The sequence below is a fragment of the Candidatus Rokuibacteriota bacterium genome (assembly GCA_030647435.1).
Lineage (GTDB): Bacteria > Methylomirabilota > Methylomirabilia > Rokubacteriales > CSP1-6 > AR37.
Genome location: JAUSJX010000032.1, coordinates 25322 through 42464, shown reverse-complemented (window position 1 = coordinate 42464; position 17143 = coordinate 25322). Strand labels below are relative to the sequence as shown.

The following is a 17143-nucleotide window of genomic DNA, read 5'->3' as shown; positions in this document are numbered from 1 at the left end:
GGTGCCGGAAATCGGCACGCCGGGTTTGAGGTGGCGGGGGCTGGAAACGGCTTACGGCGAACCTACACGGGCACGAAGCTGGAAACGGCGGACACAGCCAAGGGGAGCCTACGGAGCTTTGCGCCAGTCCTCGACCCTACTCAAGACCGCTAAGGCCCTGGGCCTAACCATTCCGCAATCGCTGCTGCTCCGGGCGGATGAGGTGATCCAGTGATGGACCGTCGCGCCTTCATCATCGCTCTGACCGGCCTCCTCGCCGCGCCGCTCGCCGCCGAGGCGCAGGATCCTGGAAAGGCTCTACCTGGAGGTCCCGCTTCGCGCAACGTAGTCCTTGAACTTCAGCAGGCACTTACGGTCGCGATTGAACGCTTCCAAGCCATGGACCGGGCAGGCGTGCTGAGCCACATCTCTAATCAGTATCGAACTGACTCCCTCACGAAAGCGGCCATTGGTGAGCAGCTTCGCGTGATGTTTGCGCTCTACGACACGGTCCGGGCGCAGGTGCATATTGACGAAGTGCGGACAGCGGGAGAACAAGCGTGGGTCTACTCCACGGGTGAAGTCTCGGGACGGCTACTTGGGCTTGGCACGTGGATGCCCGTCCTGTCTTGGAAGCACGAGCCAGAGGTGGCTCGGCGCGAGCAGGGAGTCTGGCGGCTGTACGGCTACCAGCAGTGACCGCCGCGACGGCAGGCCTCAAGGTTCGCACAGCCCTTCGCTAGCTGTTTACGCGCGGCGCCGTCGTCTCCAGCGCAACACGCGCAGCTCGGCGAGACCTGAGTCGAGGAGAATGAGTCGCTGCTGCGGTGAGCGTACGAAGTGTTTCAACCACGTGGGACTCTGGGGTTTCTCGATTCCGTGAGCGCGGGATTTGTGGCGGTCGCTAAGTCGCGGCCTAGCTCTATCGGCGCTGCCGTGCGCTAGGGCGGCGATCCAAGAAGTCTCCAGCCGCACCTGGGGGCAAGGCTGACTACGATAGTCGCCGATAGATCACATGGGTGCTTGCTCTGCTGCGTACGTAGGGAGCCACCCCTCATAACCTGACTGACGCGCCGCCCATACGGTCCGCACGCGCGTCGGCTTGCCGCACGCGCCGCGAGAGGGTGACCAACAAGATCTGGGTTAGTTCCGGCACTTCCCTGCGAAGGACCGAGAAGTTCCCGCGGTTGACCCCAAGGAGGCGGACCGGTGTATCCGTGACGACTGTGGCCGAGCGGGGCTCTCCATCCAGCAAACTCATCTCGCCGAAGAACTCCCCGGGCCGCAGGAGCACTGGCCGTCCTACCGACACGTCGACGCTCACAGTTCCGTCGAGGATGAGGAAGAACTCATCTCCGGGATCACCCGCATCGCGCGGCGAGGGAGCCGAGGGAACAGCGTTTGTCCGTCCTATGCGCACGAACGGGTCTGAAAACCCTGGTGTCGGCGGTTCAATCCCGTCCCTGCCCACCATTCTTTCACCAGGTTCCCCAGCGGCCTCCCCGCTCCACGGTGACAGGGATACCGCTCCCGCCTTCGCAGGGTCTACGCCATGTACGCACCGCCGTTGATGTGGATCATCTCGCCGGTGATCCAGCACGCCTCGGTCGTCGCGAGAAACACCGCGACGCTGGCGATCTCCTCCGGCTGCGCCATCCGGCCGAGAGGGATCTCGCGAGCGCGGACGGCGAGCTGCTCCTCCGTGTTGCCGTAGCGCGGCTGCCGGGTGTCGGTCAGCCCAGGGGCAATGGCATTGACCCGGATCCGATGGGGCGCCAGTGCCAGTGCCATCGCCCGTGTGAGACCGACCACGCCGGCCTTGCTGGCAGAGTAATGCACCCCGAGGGGGTCGCCGCGGATCGCGGACGAGGAGATATTGACGATGGCGCCCGGGCGGTCGGCGGCGATCATGGCCCGCGCGACTGCCTGGGCGCAGAGAAAGCTGCCCTTCAGGTTGACGCTGAGGACCTGGTCCCAGTCGCGCTCCGTCATCTCGAGAAAGCGTACGCGGGGGAAGACGCCGGCATTGTTGACGAGGATGTCCGGCGGGCCCAGAGCGCCGACGACCGTGATCACCATGGCCTCAACCTCCGCAACGTGCGCGACGTCGGCCCGGACGACGACCGCGCGACGGCCGAGACCGCGGACCTCGCCGGCCACGCCTTCGGCTCCCGCCGGGTCGTCCAAGAAGTTGATGCCGACATCGGCGCCCTCGCGCGCCAGCGCGACGGCAATCGCGCGACCGATACCCTGCTGGGCGCCCGTGACGAGCGCCACCGTGCCTGAGAGCCGCATGTGTTCTCCTCCCGCAACCTCGTCTTCTCGCATCTGGGCGCCGTCAGGGTCGGCGCTTGCGCCACCGATCCTACATCATTCCTGGCGTCGCCGCGGGCACCGGTCTCGTTTTTCGGGGGCCGGATTCAGTCCGGCTGGACGAACATAGCGGCTGGTGCACCAGCATCGCACTCGATCACTCCCGGGGAGGAAGCGCCGATGGGCGGAGCGATGCGGCGCGCCGTCATGCCGCCGTCGCGCTCACCGCCGGGCATTTCTCGCTGAATGGCCGTCCCGGGCGCAAAAACCGGTGCCTCCCATGGAAACAATGTAAGCTGGATGCATGTGTGTCAGGGCGTCCGCCGTCTTCAAAACGATGTCGCTTGCCGCCGTGGCGGGAGTCCTTCTGGCAGCCGGCGCCGCCGAGGCCGAGCCCGCGCGCTTCCGCATCCAGCCCGAGGCCAGCGACGTGGGCTTCAAGGCGACGTCGCGGCTGATGGATGCGGACGGGAAGTTCTCGCGCTTGACGGGCGAGGTGACGCTGGATCCCAAGGACCCCGCGACGGCCATGATCACTCTGACGATCGAGTCCGCCTCCATCGACACGGGCATCGGCATGCGGGACAAGCATCTGCGCAGTGCGGATTTTCTCGACGTGGCGCGCTTCCCCACGATGACCTTCGAGAGCCAGCGGGTGGAGGTGATGGGGCGCCGAGCCACGGTGACCGGCCAGCTCACGCTGCACGGGGTGACGCGGGAGATCGTGGTGCCGGTGGACGTCCGGTTCTCCGAGAGCGCGCTGGTGGCCACCGGTGAGTTCCAGCTCAACCGCCGCGACTACGGCATCAACTACTCGTCGTTCTTGAACCCCATCGGCAACGCCGTCCACGTGACCTTCACGTTCCGCGCCCGGGCGTCCTGAGGCTAGCTCAGACGCCCAAAGAACCGGGGTTGATCATGTCCGCTGTCCCCGGAGCTGGGCCTGCGCGGCGCACGCCCGGATGAGCGCTGCCATTTCGGTCACCGACAACGTCGTGAGGTCCATCCGAGCCTCCGATACTGGTCTTCGGGCCAACGAGGTCCGCCTGCTGCTCGGGGTTATCGCCTACAACCTCGGCAATCTGCTGCGTCGGCTCGTCCTGCCCGTCTCCATCCAGAACTGGTCCCTCACGAGCCTCCAGTAGCGGCTCTTCAAGACTGGCGGGCGCCTCATCCGGCGCGCGCGGTCCTTGACCCTCCAGCTGGCCCAAAGCCATTTGACACGGCGCCTCTTAGGGCAGATCCTCGGGCGCATCGAGCGACTCACGTGGCATCCGACCTGATCGAGCGGACGGGACACAGAGGGAGTGAGACGAGGAGCGGATCGATCCCGGCGGGGGTGTCTCTGCGGTGGGGTGGGCACAGGTGGCGCGCCCCGGAGCACGCGGGGTCAGCAGGGCAGGAAGCTCGAGAACCCCCCGGTCATCTATTCTGACTGGGCGACATGCTTGGTTGGAGGGCGCGCGGCTCACTCAGCAGCGTCAGAGGGAGGAGAAAATAGGTCCATATCGGAAATCCCGGATAAGATGCTCTGGCGCTCCGACTTCGACCGATCGATCTATGCAGTCGTCGACTACTTGGAAAGGCGACCGGAGATAGATATAAACCGGTGGGGATTCTCGGGAGGAGTATGGGCGGCTTCTATGCGCCGAAGGTTGCAGCGGTCGACAAGCGCATCAAGGCTGTGGTCGCGTGGGGTGCGATGTAGGAGTTGTCCCGCTCGCTGTTGAACTTGGCTGAGCGCGGCGGCAGGGCATCATACCCTCAGGTCACCGCAGTGCGGGGGATACCGACATCGCGGCCCCCGCGGGAAGATCGATCCTGAGCCGATTGTGGCCCTCGCGTCCTGGCCGACGGCGACCACGATGACTCATGCGGCACGTGCCGCGGCCGTGGCGGCCTCGAGCGCGGTCACGAGCGCGCCGAGCTCGTGATGCCGCTTGATGCGCCGGAAGCGCTCGGCGGCGCGCAGCAGGCCGAGCCCGAGCCACCGCCGTCGCATGTCACCGTCGCGCCAGCGCGTGATGTTCCGCGTGACGTGGCGCAGCGTCCCGATGAGATTCTCGATGCAGTTCGTCGTGGCGAAGAAGCGGCGCCGCGTCGGCGGCAGCCCCAGCTTCAGCACCGTGAGCGTGTCCTCCAGCCCTTCGCGCACACGCGCCGCGGCGTCGGCGTGGCCGTTGCGCTCCAGCCAGGTCGCGAGCGCCGTCAGCTGCCGGCGTGCCGCCGCCGCGCCGGCCGCCTGATACGCCCGGCGCAGGGCGGCCCGGACGTAGGCCTGCCGGGCCTTCGGCACCAGAAGGCGACTTATACGGGTCTAACCACGTTCTTTCATTTCGGCACCTCACTTCACGAAGCTGATGCCTCACCTGGGGGCAGGTCACGAAAAACTGGCGGGGCAATGGCGGTGCGCAGCCCTAGCCGGCGGTGAGCGCTGTCGCGACGCCGTGCACGTCAGTGCATAGCCACGCGATGACGATCTTGCTCCTGCGCCAGGGTGAACTGGTGATAGGCCCTGTGATTGGCCCGCAGGCTCCGGCGATAGGAGAGATTGCTCACCAGCGACACGACCGGGTGTCGCCCGCGCCAGAAGCTGGCCCACAGCCGCCGCCCGATCCGCCCGGGCGAGTAGAACCTTCGGTCGCAGCAGTCCATCTCCCGGACGATCTGCTCCCGCGAGAGTTGCTTGTAGTCCGCCACCGGAAACGTCAGCGTGTAATACTGCCAATCCTGCGGAAAGGCATTGGTGCTGATCCGGCCTTCGGTTTGCATCTTGTCCCACACTCGCGTACCCGGCAACGGCGTGAGAAACAGGGCAGTGAGGATGTCCACGCCATAGCCACTGGCCGCGTCGGCGATCCGCCGACCGATGCCGCACTCGTCACTGTCCAGGCCGATGATGAACGAGCCCGCCACGAGGATTCCATGCCGTTGGATGCGCTGCACGGAGGCTCGCATGTCCCGTCCTTTGACGATGTTGTATTTCTTTCCCAGCTCCGCCAGCCCCTCCACCGTCGGCGACTCAAAGCCAATGAATACCCCGATGCACCCGGCCTTGGCTGCCAGGCTCAGCAATTCCTCATCACCGCCCATGTTGATCGTTACCTGCGCGATCCATCTCTTGTGCAGCTTCGCCTGGATCATCGCCCGGAACAGTTCCTTGGCGCGCACGATGTGGGCGGCGCTGGTGCCGATGAGGTTGTCGTCCACCACCAGCACGTACTTCTCACGAATCGAACGCATTTCCTCGATCACATTGCTGATAGGCCGGTTGCGGTATCGCGCCCCGTTGAACACCGTGACGCTGCAGAAGCTGCAATTCAGCGGGCACCCGCGTGTCGTCTGGATCGCCCCGAAGGCATAGCCCCTGGGCAGCAGATCGTGCCGTGCGGGAGGAACAGCCTCCAATCCGACAGGCTCTGCCTCGTAGAGGCTCTTGAGATCGCCGCGGCGCGCATCTGCCAACACCTGCGCCCAGACTCCCTCGGCCTCGCCGGCCACCACGCAATCCACGTGTTTCATCGCCTCCTGGGGGCGCATGCTCGCGTGGATGCCGCCCATCACCACGCGCACTCCCATCGCGCGAAACTGCCGCGCCAACTCATACGCCCGGCTGGCCTGCGAGGTGCATGCGGTGATGCCCACTAGGTCCGGCCGCGGCATTGCGGCATAGTCCCTGATCCCCTGGTTTTCATCGAAGACGGTGATCTGCCAGTCGGCCGGTGTCAGCGTTGCCACCGTCAGTAGGCCCAGCGGCTTCCAGATGCGAAATCGCTTGAACCACCTCTGCCTCACTTCAGACAGCGCCAAGGGATTGACGGGGTTGATGAGATACAGCCGCATCGGGCACATTGTTTTAGTCTAAGCCTATCGAATTGGAGTCGCAGGGGAATGCTCAGGAGCAGCGGCTCACATCCGCTCGTGAAGCCGAGGTGATTATACCAAATGGACCGCGCCCGAGCGAGAAAGCCCGGCGCGGAGCGTCGATGACATAAAGCCTATTCTCAGTCATCGCCTTGGCACAACGCGGATAAATACCCCCCATGTCCCGCCGATGCTGCGAGAGCGCGCCGGGAAGGTCAAACCGGAGCCTCGACGCAGGGGGCGGGAGTTCTCCACCTGGGCCCCAGGCAGCCGCAGGGCAGAGATCCGCGGCTGCTCGGGCCCGTGGCACGGCCTACCTCGTCACGTAGGGGAGTGCCCGCTGCTCAGCTCGCGCCGCAGACACGGCGGCCGGGGGCGGTGGGCCGTCTCGCGCACCCGGGAGTTCGAGATGGGCGAGGATCAGCTGGATGAAGGCCGGATCGTCGATCGTGGCAATGAGCTGCATCCCCCCGGCGCAGCGCGGGCAGCGCAGGACGTCCAAGTCGAAGGCCCGGCGCATCAGCGCGGCCCATGTCCAGTAGCGGGGCCGCTTGCCGCCCCAGCGTCCCGGCCCGGCCCTCCCCGCTGCCGCGCTCGGACCTGTTGCCTCATCACTCTCCACACGGCGATAGGCGACGACCTCCGGCCGCCAGTGCGCGTGCGGGGCCAGCACCCCGCAGGTCAGGAACTCGCGAAACTCCCGCGCGATGAACTCGGGCAGGCCGGCGCCGTCGGCCCGGTCGGCCGCAGCCGTAACCCCGCCGGCGAAGCGCGCCAATGCCCCAAAAACGATACAGCCTGGAACGCCTCCGAGGGCGCCGTGACAGGCTGAGAGCTCTCCGCGCCCCTGCGGCTTTCGGCGTCCCTGCGCTAGAATGAGCGCATGAGCGGCGCCGGATCGAAGCTCGCCCAGGCTTTCGAGCGCCGCATCCTGCTCATGGACGGCGCCATGGGCACCATGATCCAGGCGCGGGATCTCTCCGCCCAGGACTTCGGCGGGGCGCAGCTCGAAGGGTGCAACGAGCACCTCAACCTCACGCGCCCCGATGTCATCCGCGCGATCCACGAGGCCTACCTCGACGCCGGCGCCGATCTCATCTCGCCCAATTCCTTCGGCTGTGCCCCCTATGTGCTCGCCGAATATGGGCTGGCCGAGCGCTGTCACGAGATCACGCTGGCGGGGGCACGGCTAGCGAGAGAGGCCGCCGACAGCCGGACTACCCACGAGCGACCGCGCTTTGTCCTCGGCGCCATGGGTCCGGGGACCCGCACCATCACCGTGACGGGCGGCGTGACCTTCGACGAAGTACTCGACGCCTACTACCGCCAGGCGCGGGCGCTGATCGAAGGCGGTGTGGACGCGCTCCTCCTCGAGACTTGCCAGGACACGCTGAACGTCAAGGCGGCCGCCATCGGCGTGAAGCGCGCCATGGCCGAGGCGGGGCGCACGCTGCCCCTCATGGTCAGCGGCACCATCGAGCCCATGGGCACGATGCTGGCGGGGCAGGGGGTGGACGCGCTTTACGCCTCCCTCGAGCACCTGGGCCTCTTCTCGATCGGGCTCAACTGCGCGACGGGGCCCGAGTTCATGACGGACCACCTGCGCTCGCTCGCCGAGATGGCGACGTGCTTCGTCACCGCGTATCCCAACGCGGGGCTGCCGGACGAGCGCGGCCACTACGAGGAGACGCCCGAGAGCCTGGCACTCAAGATGCGGCGCTTCGTCGAGGAGGGCTGGGTCAACGCGATCGGCGGCTGCTGCGGGACGACCCCGGCGCATATCGCGGCGCTGGCGCGCATCGCCGATGGGCGCCCGCCACGGCGCCCGGCGGCGATGCGCGCCGCCGCGGTCAGCGGCATCGAGGCGGTCTACCCAGCCGACGACAACCGCCCTCTGTTGGTGGGCGAGCGGACCAATGTCATCGGCTCGCGGAAGTTCAAGGAGCTGATCGTCGCGGACAAGTTCGAGGAGGCGGCCGAGGTCGGCCGAGCCCAGGTCAAGGGCGGGGCGCAGGTGGTCGACGTCTGCCTGGCCAACCCGGATCGCGACGAGCTGGCCGACGTGGACCGCTTCATGGCCCGCGTGACGCGCATGGTCAAGGTCCCGCTCATGATCGACTCCACCGACGCGGCCGTCATCGAAAGCGCCCTCAAGGCCTGCCAGGGCAAGGCCATCGTCAACTCGATCAACCTCGAGGATGGTCTCGAGCGCTTCGACCGGGTCGTGCCGCTCCTTAAGACATATGGCGGCGCCGTGGTGGTCGGCTGCATCGACGAGGACAAGCAGCAGGGCATGGCCGTCACGCGCGCCCGGAAGCTGGCGGTCGCCGAGCGCTCCCACGCGCTCCTGACGGAGCAGTACGGGCTGGCCGAGCGCGACCTCATCTTCGACGCGCTGGTGTTCCCCGTCGGCACGGGTGACGCGAACTACATCGGCTCCGCCGTCGAGACGATCGAGGGCATCCGTGCCATCAAGGCGCGCTTCCCCGCGTGCAAGACGATCCTCGGCATCTCGAACGTCTCCTTCGGCCTCCCGCCGGCGGGGCGCGAGGTGCTGAACGCCGTCTTCCTCTACCACTGCACCAAGGCAGGGCTCGACTACGCCATCGTCAACAGCGAGCGGCTCGAGCGCTACCCCTCCATCCCCGAGGAAGAGCGCACGCTGGCGGAAGACCTGATCTACTGGCGCGGCACGGACCCCGTCGCGGCCTTCGCCGCCCATTTCCGCGGGAGGAAGAAGGAGGCGAAATCGGCGGTCGCGCTGCCTCTCGACGAGCGGCTGGGGCGCTACATCGTGGAAGGCTCCAAGGAGGGGCTCCTCGAGGATCTGGCCCTGAAGCTCAAGGAGGCCGGCGCGCTCGCGATCGTCAACGGGCCTCTCATGAAGGGCATGGAGGAAGTGGGCCGGCTCTTCAACGACAACCAGCTGATCGTGGCCGAGGTGCTCCAGTCGGCCGAGGCCATGAAGGCGGCCGTCGCCTACCTCGAGGGCTTCATGGAGAAAGACGAGAGCGCGACGCGCGCGACGCTCGTGCTGGCGACGGTCAAGGGCGACGTCCACGACATCGGCAAGAACCTGGTCGAGATCGTGCTGAAGAACAACGGCTACCGCATCATCAACCTCGGCATCAAGATTCCGCCCGAGGAGCTGATCGCGGCCTACCACCAGCACAAGCCGGACGCCATCGGGCTGTCGGGGCTGCTCGTCAAGTCCGCCCAGCAGATGGTGACGACCGCGCAGGACCTTCGCGCGGCGGGGATCGAGATCCCCCTCTTCGTCGGCGGCGCGGCGCTGACGCGCAGGTTCACCGCCACGCGGATTGCGGTCGAGTACGGCGGGCCGACCCTCTACGCCAAGGACGCCATGGACGGTCTCGACCTCGCCAACCGGCTCTTCGGCGCGACCACCCGCGAGGCGGCTCTCGAGCGGCTGCGGGCTGAGCAGGAAGCGCTGCGCGCGGGCGTGGCGGCGGCGGCGGAGGCGGCGCCCGCGCAGGCGGCGCCCGTGGCGACGCGCTCGGCCGTGTCGCGAACGGTTCCGGTGCCGAAGCCGCCCGACCTCGATCTCCACGTGCTGCGGCGCGTGCCTCTCGCCCACCTCTACCCGTACCTCAACCTCCAGATGCTGCTGGGCAAGCACCTGGGCGTGAAGGGGTCCGTGGCGCGCCTGCTGGCGGCGGGCGATCCCACGACCGTCGAGATCAACGCGGTGATCGAGAGGCTCGAGCGCGAGGCCGCCGCGCACGGATGGATCGAGGCCAACGCGCTCTACCGGTTCTTCGAGGCGCGCTCTGCGGGCGACGACCTCATGCTCTACCGCGACGGGTGGGAGGCCGCGCGCTTCCACTTCCCGCGCCAGCGCGGGGGCGACCGGCTGTGCCTCTCCGACTACGTGCGCGACGCCGCCTCGGGCGAGCCGGACTACGTCGCGCTCTTCACGGTGACGTGCGGAGCAGGGGTGAGGCAGCTCGCCGAGCGCTGGAAGGAGGAGGGAGAGTACCTGCGCTCCCACGCCATCCAGGCACTCGCCATCGAGCTCGCCGAGGCGCTGGCGGAGATGCTCCACGCGCGCCTGCGCACGCAGTGGGGCTTCCCCGATCCGCCCGGCATGGCGCTCGAGGACAAGCTCAAGGCGCACTACCGCGGTCTTCGCGTCTCCTTCGGCTACCCGGCCTGCCCGAACCTCGCGGACCAGCGCATCCTCTTCGACCTGCTGGAGCCGGCGCAGATCGGGCTCGCCCTGACGGAGGGTTTCATGATGGACCCGGAAGCGTCCGTCTCGGCGCTCGTCTTCCACCACCCGGAAGCCAAGTACTTCAAGGCGGAGTAGCGTGTCCCTCTCGCCGCGGTTCTTGGCGGTGCTCGCCGCCGAGGGGCTCGAGGCACATCGCGTGCTCGATGTCGGCTGCGGGGCCGGGAGCCTCACGCTGTGGCTCGCCCCCCGAGTCAAGCACGTAAGCGGCCTCGACCGCGACCCCGCCGCGATCCGGGACGCCCGGCGGCTTGCCGGGGCCGCGCGCCTGTCCAATGTCGAGTTCCACGAGGCGGACGTCGAGCGGGAGGAGTACGACCGCTGGCAGCCCGACCTGGTGACGGCGTATCTCTGCGCTTCCGACGCCATCATCGAGCGCGCGGGTCGGGCGCTGGCGCCGGGGCAGTGCCTCGCGATGGTGGCGTTCCACGTCGAGCAGTGGAAGGAAACCGGCAAGGTCTCGCGCTTCGCCTATGACGAGGCGCGGATCGAGCGGGCGCTCCGCTTCCACGGTTTCGCCCCGGAGGTGATCGAAGTCGAGCGCGAGGTGACGCGCTTAGCCTCGGTCGAGGAAGGGCTCGCCGCGGCCGTCGGGCTCGAGGACAAGTGGCGGGTGGACGGGCGCTGGTTCCGCTACGTCGCGTTCCTCGAAGAGGGCGGCCGCACCCTGACGCGCGCGCATCTGATCGTCAAGGCCCGCAGGTCGTGACGCTCGCTGCCGTCACGCTGACCGAGCTGGTGAGGACGCGCGCGCTCGATCTGGGCTTCGATCGCGTCGCGATAGGGCCTGTCTCGGCGCCGGAGCACGGCGACGCGCTTCGGCGCTGGCTCGAGGCCGGCTATGCCGGCACGATGGGCTACCTCGAGCGCCGCCTGGGCGAGCGCCTGGAGCCCGCGCGCGTCCTGCCCGGCGCCCGCTCGGTCGTCTGCGTGGCGCTCAACTACTACCAGGGCGAGCCCGCGCCCGATCCGTCGTGGACGCCCGTGGCGCGCTACGCGTGGGGGCGCGACTACCACGACGTGATGACGCCCCGGCTTGCCGCGCTCGGCGCGCACCTGGCGGAGGCCTGCGGCGCCGTCAGTAAGGGATACGTCGACACGGGCCCCGTCCTCGAGCGTGATCTCGCCGCGCGGGCGGGGCTGGGCTGGGTCGGCAAGAATACCATGCTGCTCCACCAGGACCTGGGCTCATGGTTCCTGATCGGCGTGCTGCTGACGACGGCCGCGCTCGACTTCGACGAGCCGCTGCCAGACCGGTGCGGCACCTGCCGCGCCTGCCTCGACGCCTGCCCGACTGGGGCGTTCGTCGCGCCGTATGTCCTCGATGCGCGGCGCTGCATTTCGTATCTCACGATCGAGCACCGCGGCGCCCTCGACTCCGGAGTCCACGCCGACATCGGCTCGTGGGAGTTCGGCTGCGACGTCTGCCAGGACGTCTGCCCGTGGAACCGGAAGTCGCCCGTGACTCGCGAGGGCGCCTTCCTGCCGTCGGTGCCGTATCCGGGCGCCGAGCGCATCGCCGTCATGAGCGACGAGGAGCTCCGCGCGCGCTTTGCCGGCACGGCGCTGCTGCGCTCCAAGCCCGCGGGGCTCCGCCGCAATGCCGCGATAGCCCGCGACAATGCCGCGCGGGCCGGCGGCCCTTCCGCGTGAGCGGCTCGCGCTCCCTCGGCGCCCTGGTCCGTCTCTTCCTGCGCTTGGGCTTCGCCGGCTTCGGCGGGCCGCTCGTCCACATCGCCATCATGGAAACCGAGGTGGTCGAGCGCCGGCGCTGGCTCTCCAAGCAGGAGTTTCTCGACGGGCTGGCGCTGTGCCAGATGCTGCCTGGTCCGGCCTCGACCCAACTGGGCGTGCTGATCTGCCATGCCCGCGGCGGGCTGCCCGGGGCGCTCATCGGCGGCGCGGCCTTCATCTTGCCCGGCTTCTGCGTGATGCTGGCCTTCACGCTCCTCTACGAGCGCTGGGGTGCTCTGCCGGCGCTTGGCCCGGTCTTCGCCGGCATCGCGCCCGCCGTCGTCGCGGTCATCCTCTTCTCGGCCTGGCGTCTCGGGCGCTCCGCGGTGGCGCGGGTGGATATGGCGCTGCTGTACGCGGTGGGCTTCGTACTGACGGCGTGGCTCCGCTTCGACACGGCGCTCACGCTGATCCTGTGCGGCGCGGCGGCCGCCGTCCTCCGACGGCTCGCCGCAGGGGGCGCCACAGCCCGGGCGTGGGCCATGCCCGCGCTGATGACGGCTGCGCCCGAGGTCTACGCGCGCCTGGCCTGGCTCTGGATCAAGATGGGCGCGCTCGTCTACGGCGGCGGCTACGTCATCATCCCGGTAGTGCGCGGCGAAGCCGTCCAGCGCTTCGGCTGGATGTCGGACCGCGTCTTCCTCGACGGGCTGGCCCTCGGTCAGATGACGCCCGGCCCCATCGTCAACCTCTCGGTCTTCGTCGGCTACCAGGCGGGAGGCCTGCTCGGCTCCATCGTGGCGGCGCTCGGCGTCTTCGCGCCGGCCTTCGCCGTGGTCCTGGTCGCCGTGCCGCTCATGAACCGCTTCAAGCACCTGTCGTGGATGAGGAACTTCCTGGCCGGTGTGAACGCCTCGGTGGTCGGCGCCATCGTGGCGGCGACGATCCCGCTGGCGCGGAGCGCGGTGGTCTCGCCGTTCACGGCCATCGTTGGGATGGCGTCGGTCGGTATCCTGTGGCGCTTCAAGGTCGACACGGTGTGGCTGGTGCTGGGGGCGGGCGCGGTCGGCTGGCTCTGGAGCCTGGCTGGGTGATCGGCTCCGTCACGGTGTTCTGCGGCTCGAGCGACGCGGTGGATCCGAAATACTTCGCCGCCGCTGAGGAGCTCGGTGAGAAGCTCGCGAAGCGGAAGTGGCGGCTCGTCTACGGCGGCGGGGGCGTCGGGCTCATGGGCGCGCTGGCGCGCGCGGTGCTCGGCCACGGCGGCCATGTCACCGGGGTCATCCCGCGCGCGCTGCTCGACCTGGGCGTGGGAGAGACGCAGGTCAGGGAGCTTGTCGTCACGGACGGGTTGAGAGACCGGAAGGCGATCATGGACGAGCGGGGGGATGCCTTCGTGGCACTGCCCGGAGGGCTCGGCACGATGGAGGAGGTGCTGGAGGCGCTCACTCTCAAGCAACTGGGTTACCACGGAAAGCCGGTCGCCGTGCTGGACCTCGACGGCTTCTTCGACCCGCTGTGGTCACAGTTCCAGCGGGGGATAGACGAGGGCTTCATCAAGCCGGAGTTTCTCGACCTCTGGTATCCTGCTCCTGACGTGGACGCGCTGCTCCGGTACCTTGAAGGCTACGAGCCGCACCGGTACGGGCTCAAGTGGACCCGGTAGTCCTTCTCACAGGGAGATCGCTCATGAAAGGCCCCGCCGGCCGGCTGATGTGGATCGTCGCAATCGCACTGACGGGCTGTCTGCTCCTCCCCGGCGCCGCCCGGGCCGCGTCGATCAGCGGTGTCGTCCTCAATGCGGGGCCCGCGCCCGATCGGAGGCAGATCCCCATCAACATTGACCAGTACGTGTGCGGCAAGAGCCATGAGAGCGACGAGCTGATCGTCGGGTCGAACCGGGGCCTCCGCTGGGCGGTCGTGTCGATCCAGCCTCCGCCGGCGGCCAAGTGGGAGCCGTCGTCCAAGCCCGTCCAGATGGACCAGCAGCAGTGTCTCTACGTGCCGAGGGTCGTGATCGTGCCGGTTGGGGGTACGGTCGAGTTCCTCAACACCGACCGGCTCCTCCACAACCTTCACAGCGTCAGCACGGAGAACCCGACGTTCAACCGGACCCAGCCGAAAGGGCGGACGATCCCGATGATGTTCAAGAAGCCCGAGACTGTGAGGATCGACTGCGACCTTCACACCTGGATGCGGGCGTACGTGGTGGTCGCGGAGCACCCCTTCTACGCCGTGACGGGTTCCCACGGCGAGTTCGCGCTCGACAACGTGCCGCCTGGCAAGTACACGCTCAAGGTCTGGCAGGAGCTGCTCGGCACGGTCACCCGCGAGGTGACGGTCGGCGACAAGGACATCACCGGCGTCACTGTGGAGATGGGGAAGAAGTAGCCCAGTACTGGGCCAATTTGCTTCGCCAGATCTACTCAGCCCTCGCCTCGCGGCATGACCGCTCAGCTCGAACAGCAACGTTCTCGGTCGCCAGCGACGCTCAACGTACAACCGTCTCAGCCCTCGCCTCGGGGCTGCGCCCCTCAGCTCGAACTGCCACGTACGCCTCGCGCCGCTGGCTCCCTCGGGCCTCGTCTAGCTCGCAACTTGGCCCAGTACTCAGGGCGTGACCTTGATCGGCTTTGAGGATTCCCACGCTGCCGAGTGGGTGGGCTCCTCGAGGGCCTTGAGCACGCCGCCCTCGTCGAGGGCGATCGTGAAGGTGACCTTGGGGAAGGAGAAGACCGGGTGCAGGTACGCCCGGGAGATCTCCGAGCCGTTGATGTAGAGCGCGATGTAGCGCACGAAGTGCTCCCCGAGCGACGGGTGGTCGCTGGCCGAGCCCACGCTGACGGTGACGTCGAACCACTGCCCGCGCTTTACGGTGTCCGGCGCCACGATCTTCGGCGTGTGCTTGGGATCGGGCGCGCTCCGCACCGCCTTGTACTCCGGGGTGAACTGCTCCTCCTGCCCGGCCCTGGCCTGCGGGGCGGCGAGGACGGCGGCCGCGGTGACGGCGGCCCACACTGCTATCCATCGGCTGGTCGTGCTCATGGCTCCTGCCTCCTTGTGTCGGTGCTCACGCGTCGCCCACCCACTTCCGGATGGCCTCCAGCAGCTGCCGCGGGCTGTACGGCTTGGCGAGGTACGCCGAGGCGCCGGCCTCCATGGCCTTCTTGTCGTCGCCGCTGAGCGCGAACGAGGTGACGATGATGATCGGAATCTTGGAGGTCTCGGGCTCGGCCCGGATCTGCCGGGTCGCGTCGAGGCCCGACAACTTCGGCAACTGGACATCCATGATGATCAGGTTCGGCTTCTCCCGGCGCGCCGCCTCGACGCCCGCCTCGCCGTCGTGGGCCTCCATGAGGTCGTAGGGCTGGCGGGCGAGCAGGTCGTGGACGATCTTCCGGTTGAACGCGTTGTCTTCGACGAGCAGGATCTTCTTCTGGCTCATGCGGCCTCCGTAGCTTCTGCGATCCGCAGGGGAATCGCGAAGTGGAACGTCGAGCCGCGCCCCGGCTCGCTCTCGACCCAGATGCGGCCTCCGTGGAGTTCGACGAACGTCTTGGTGATGCTCAACCCCAGCCCGGTGCCGCCGAACTCCCGGCTGATGCTCGAGTCCACCTGGCGGAACTCGCCGAAGATGTGGTCGAGCTGGTCGCTGGGGATGCCGATGCCGGTGTCGGTGACGCTGTAGACCACCCGCTCGCCGTCGAGGCGGGCGCGGATCGTCACGCCGCCCTGCTTGGTGAATTTGAGCGCGTTGCCCACGAGGTTAGTCAGGCACTGGGTGATGCGCTTGCCGTCGCCGTAGGCGAGCGGGATATCGGCCTGCACCACCGCCGTGAAGTCGAGACCCTTCTCGGCGGCGAGCGAGCGGAGCGACGTCCGCGCGGTCTCCACGACCTCCTGCACGGAGTAGTCGGTCAAGGAGAGCTCCATCCGGCCGGCCTCGATCTTGGAGAGGTCGAGGACGTCGTTGATCAGGCGGAGCAGTTGCTGCCCGCAGGTGCGGACATCCTGGATGGGGCCGCGCACCTCCGGGGGCACGTCGCCGTAGATGTCGTCGAGGATCATCTCGGTGAAGCCGAGGATGGCGTTCATCGGCGTGCGGAGCTCGTGGCTCATGTTCGCCAGGAACTCGGACTTGGCCTGGCTCGCCCGGGCGAGCTGGCTGTTGAGGGCCTCGAGCTGGCGGGCAGCCTCGCGCTCCTCCTCGTAGAGCCGGTGGAGCTCGGCGCTCATGTTGTTCATGCGCGCCGCCAGCGCCCCGAACTCGTCCCGATTGTCGACGGTGACGGTCGTGCTGAAGTCGCCCTTGGCGATGCGGCCGAGGAAGCCCTGGGCCGCGCGCACCGGCAGGATGAACGACCACGAGATGACGAAGCCCAGGAGCAGCGCGAGCAGGAGCGAGGCGAGGACGAAGCCGCCCATCAGGTAGAAAGCGTGATGGTTCGCGCGGGCGGTCGCCTCGCGCTGGCGGGCCATGTTGTCCTCCTCGATCCGCACGACCTGCTCGACGAGGCCCTCGACCTGCTGGAAGAGCGGATAGCCCTCTTTCAGCTGGAGGCGCATCGCCTCGTCGATCTTGCCGTCGCGGACAAGGTTGGCGACGTCGGCGACCGTGGCCATGACATCGCCCTGGGCCGTCCGGATGCGCTGGATGATCTCGAGCTCCTCGGGGGGCGCCGCGTTCTCGATCTCGGCCAGCCCGCTGTTCAGCCGGTTGTTCTCGCGCAGGATGCTCCCGATGGTCGCCTCGTCGCGGAGAAGCAGGGCCATGGCCGTGTAGCTCATCTGCATGGCGAGCGCGTGCTGGGCCTGCCGGGACGCGGTGACCCGGTGGTGGGCGTGGTGCATCGCCTCGCTCTGCCTCGACATGGCGGTGATGATCTCAAGGCTCATCGCGCCCATGACCGCCACGAGGACCGCGACCAGCATGAAGGCGGCCAGGAGCTTGAAATGGACCGACAAGCGCAGCCGCGCGACCGCGCGTACGAGCAGGCCAAGGGGCGTGTGGGAGAGGAGCAGGCGAGCCGCACGCTCACTCAACCCCGGTGCGACAGCCGG

16 protein-coding genes are annotated in these 17143 nt (G+C 68.0%); 9 read left to right on the top strand and 7 right to left on the bottom strand.

Annotation, left to right across the window (positions count from 1 at the left end; genetic code table 11):
- Positions 1 to 213 precede the first annotated feature (213 nt).
- Positions 214 to 678 (top strand): hypothetical protein, encoded by a 465-nt coding sequence (locus tag Q7W02_06510; GenBank protein ID MDO8475839.1) that lies wholly within the window; start codon positions 214 to 216, stop codon positions 676 to 678.
- Positions 679 to 1524: 846 nt separating this feature from the next.
- Here the strand turns inward: Q7W02_06510 and Q7W02_06505 are convergent.
- Positions 1525 to 2274, bottom strand: coding sequence for an SDR family NAD(P)-dependent oxidoreductase (locus Q7W02_06505; protein MDO8475838.1), 750 nt, complete (start codon positions 2272 to 2274; stop codon positions 1525 to 1527).
- Positions 2275 to 2596: 322 nt separating this feature from the next.
- Between Q7W02_06505 and Q7W02_06500 the strand changes: the two genes are divergently transcribed.
- On the top strand, positions 2597 to 3175 hold the full coding sequence (locus Q7W02_06500) for a YceI family protein (protein ID MDO8475837.1): 579 nt from the start codon (positions 2597 to 2599) through the stop codon (positions 3173 to 3175).
- Positions 3176 to 3254: 79 nt separating this feature from the next.
- Positions 3255 to 3437 (top strand): hypothetical protein, encoded by a 183-nt coding sequence (locus Q7W02_06495; GenBank protein MDO8475836.1) that lies wholly within the window; start codon positions 3255 to 3257, stop codon positions 3435 to 3437.
- Positions 3438 to 4162: 725 nt separating this feature from the next.
- Here Q7W02_06495 and Q7W02_06490 read toward each other — a convergent pair.
- The 3 genes from Q7W02_06490 to Q7W02_06480 all read right to left on the bottom strand — a co-directional run bounded on the left by Q7W02_06490 (position 4163) and on the right by Q7W02_06480 (position 6934).
- Complete coding sequence (locus Q7W02_06490) at positions 4163 to 4588, bottom strand: transposase (protein MDO8475835.1); 426 nt, start codon at positions 4586 to 4588, stop codon at positions 4163 to 4165.
- 158 nt (positions 4589 to 4746) lie between these two features.
- A complete protein-coding gene (locus Q7W02_06485) occupies positions 4747 to 6135 on the bottom strand; it encodes a radical SAM protein (GenBank protein ID MDO8475834.1) in 1389 nt (462 codons plus the stop codon).
- 334 nt (positions 6136 to 6469) lie between these two features.
- Positions 6470 to 6934, bottom strand: a complete 465-nt coding sequence (locus Q7W02_06480; protein MDO8475833.1) for a hypothetical protein — start codon at positions 6932 to 6934, stop codon at positions 6470 to 6472.
- A gap of 105 nt (positions 6935 to 7039) precedes the next feature.
- Here Q7W02_06480 and metH point away from each other — a divergent pair, with 105 nt between their 5' ends.
- From metH to Q7W02_06450, 6 genes are read left to right on the top strand one after another with little or no spacing between them, the layout of a single operon-like run.
- On the top strand, positions 7040 to 10486 hold the full coding sequence (metH, locus tag Q7W02_06475) for a methionine synthase (GenBank protein ID MDO8475832.1): 3447 nt from the start codon (positions 7040 to 7042) through the stop codon (positions 10484 to 10486).
- Position 10487: 1 nt separating this feature from the next.
- On the top strand, positions 10488 to 11117 hold the full coding sequence (locus Q7W02_06470; GenBank protein MDO8475831.1) for a methyltransferase domain-containing protein: 630 nt from the start codon (positions 10488 to 10490) through the stop codon (positions 11115 to 11117).
- Positions 11114 to 12061 carry a tRNA epoxyqueuosine(34) reductase QueG gene (queG, locus tag Q7W02_06465; protein MDO8475830.1) on the top strand — a complete coding sequence of 316 codons (948 nt, stop codon included), beginning with the start codon at positions 11114 to 11116 and terminating at the stop codon, positions 12059 to 12061. Before Q7W02_06470 ends, queG begins: the two co-directional genes overlap by 4 nt.
- Positions 12058 to 13176 (top strand): chromate efflux transporter, encoded by a 1119-nt coding sequence (gene chrA, locus Q7W02_06460; GenBank protein ID MDO8475829.1) that lies wholly within the window; start codon positions 12058 to 12060, stop codon positions 13174 to 13176. The genes queG and chrA overlap by 4 nt, the downstream gene beginning before the upstream one ends.
- Positions 13173 to 13748: a TIGR00730 family Rossman fold protein gene (locus tag Q7W02_06455; protein ID MDO8475828.1), complete on the top strand. Its 576-nt coding sequence runs from the start codon at positions 13173 to 13175 to the stop codon at positions 13746 to 13748. Before chrA ends, Q7W02_06455 begins: the two co-directional genes overlap by 4 nt.
- Before the next feature lie 23 nt (positions 13749 to 13771).
- Positions 13772 to 14473, top strand: a complete 702-nt coding sequence (locus tag Q7W02_06450; protein ID MDO8475827.1) for a carboxypeptidase regulatory-like domain-containing protein — start codon at positions 13772 to 13774, stop codon at positions 14471 to 14473.
- 219 nt (positions 14474 to 14692) lie between these two features.
- Here the strand turns inward: Q7W02_06450 and Q7W02_06445 are convergent, their stop codons facing one another.
- From Q7W02_06445 to Q7W02_06435, 3 genes are read right to left on the bottom strand one after another with little or no spacing between them, the layout of a single operon-like run.
- Positions 14693 to 15127, bottom strand: coding sequence for a desulfoferrodoxin family protein (locus Q7W02_06445; protein MDO8475826.1), 435 nt, complete (start codon positions 15125 to 15127; stop codon positions 14693 to 14695).
- 25 nt (positions 15128 to 15152) lie between these two features.
- Positions 15153 to 15527, bottom strand: a complete 375-nt coding sequence (locus Q7W02_06440) for a response regulator (GenBank protein MDO8475825.1) — start codon at positions 15525 to 15527, stop codon at positions 15153 to 15155.
- The gene (locus Q7W02_06435) at positions 15524 to 17125 is read right to left on the bottom strand and encodes an ATP-binding protein (protein ID MDO8475824.1); all 1602 of its coding nucleotides are present in this window, start codon (positions 17123 to 17125) and stop codon (positions 15524 to 15526) included. Before Q7W02_06435 ends, Q7W02_06440 begins: the two co-directional genes overlap by 4 nt.
- Between the last annotated feature and the right edge of the window lie 18 nt (positions 17126 to 17143).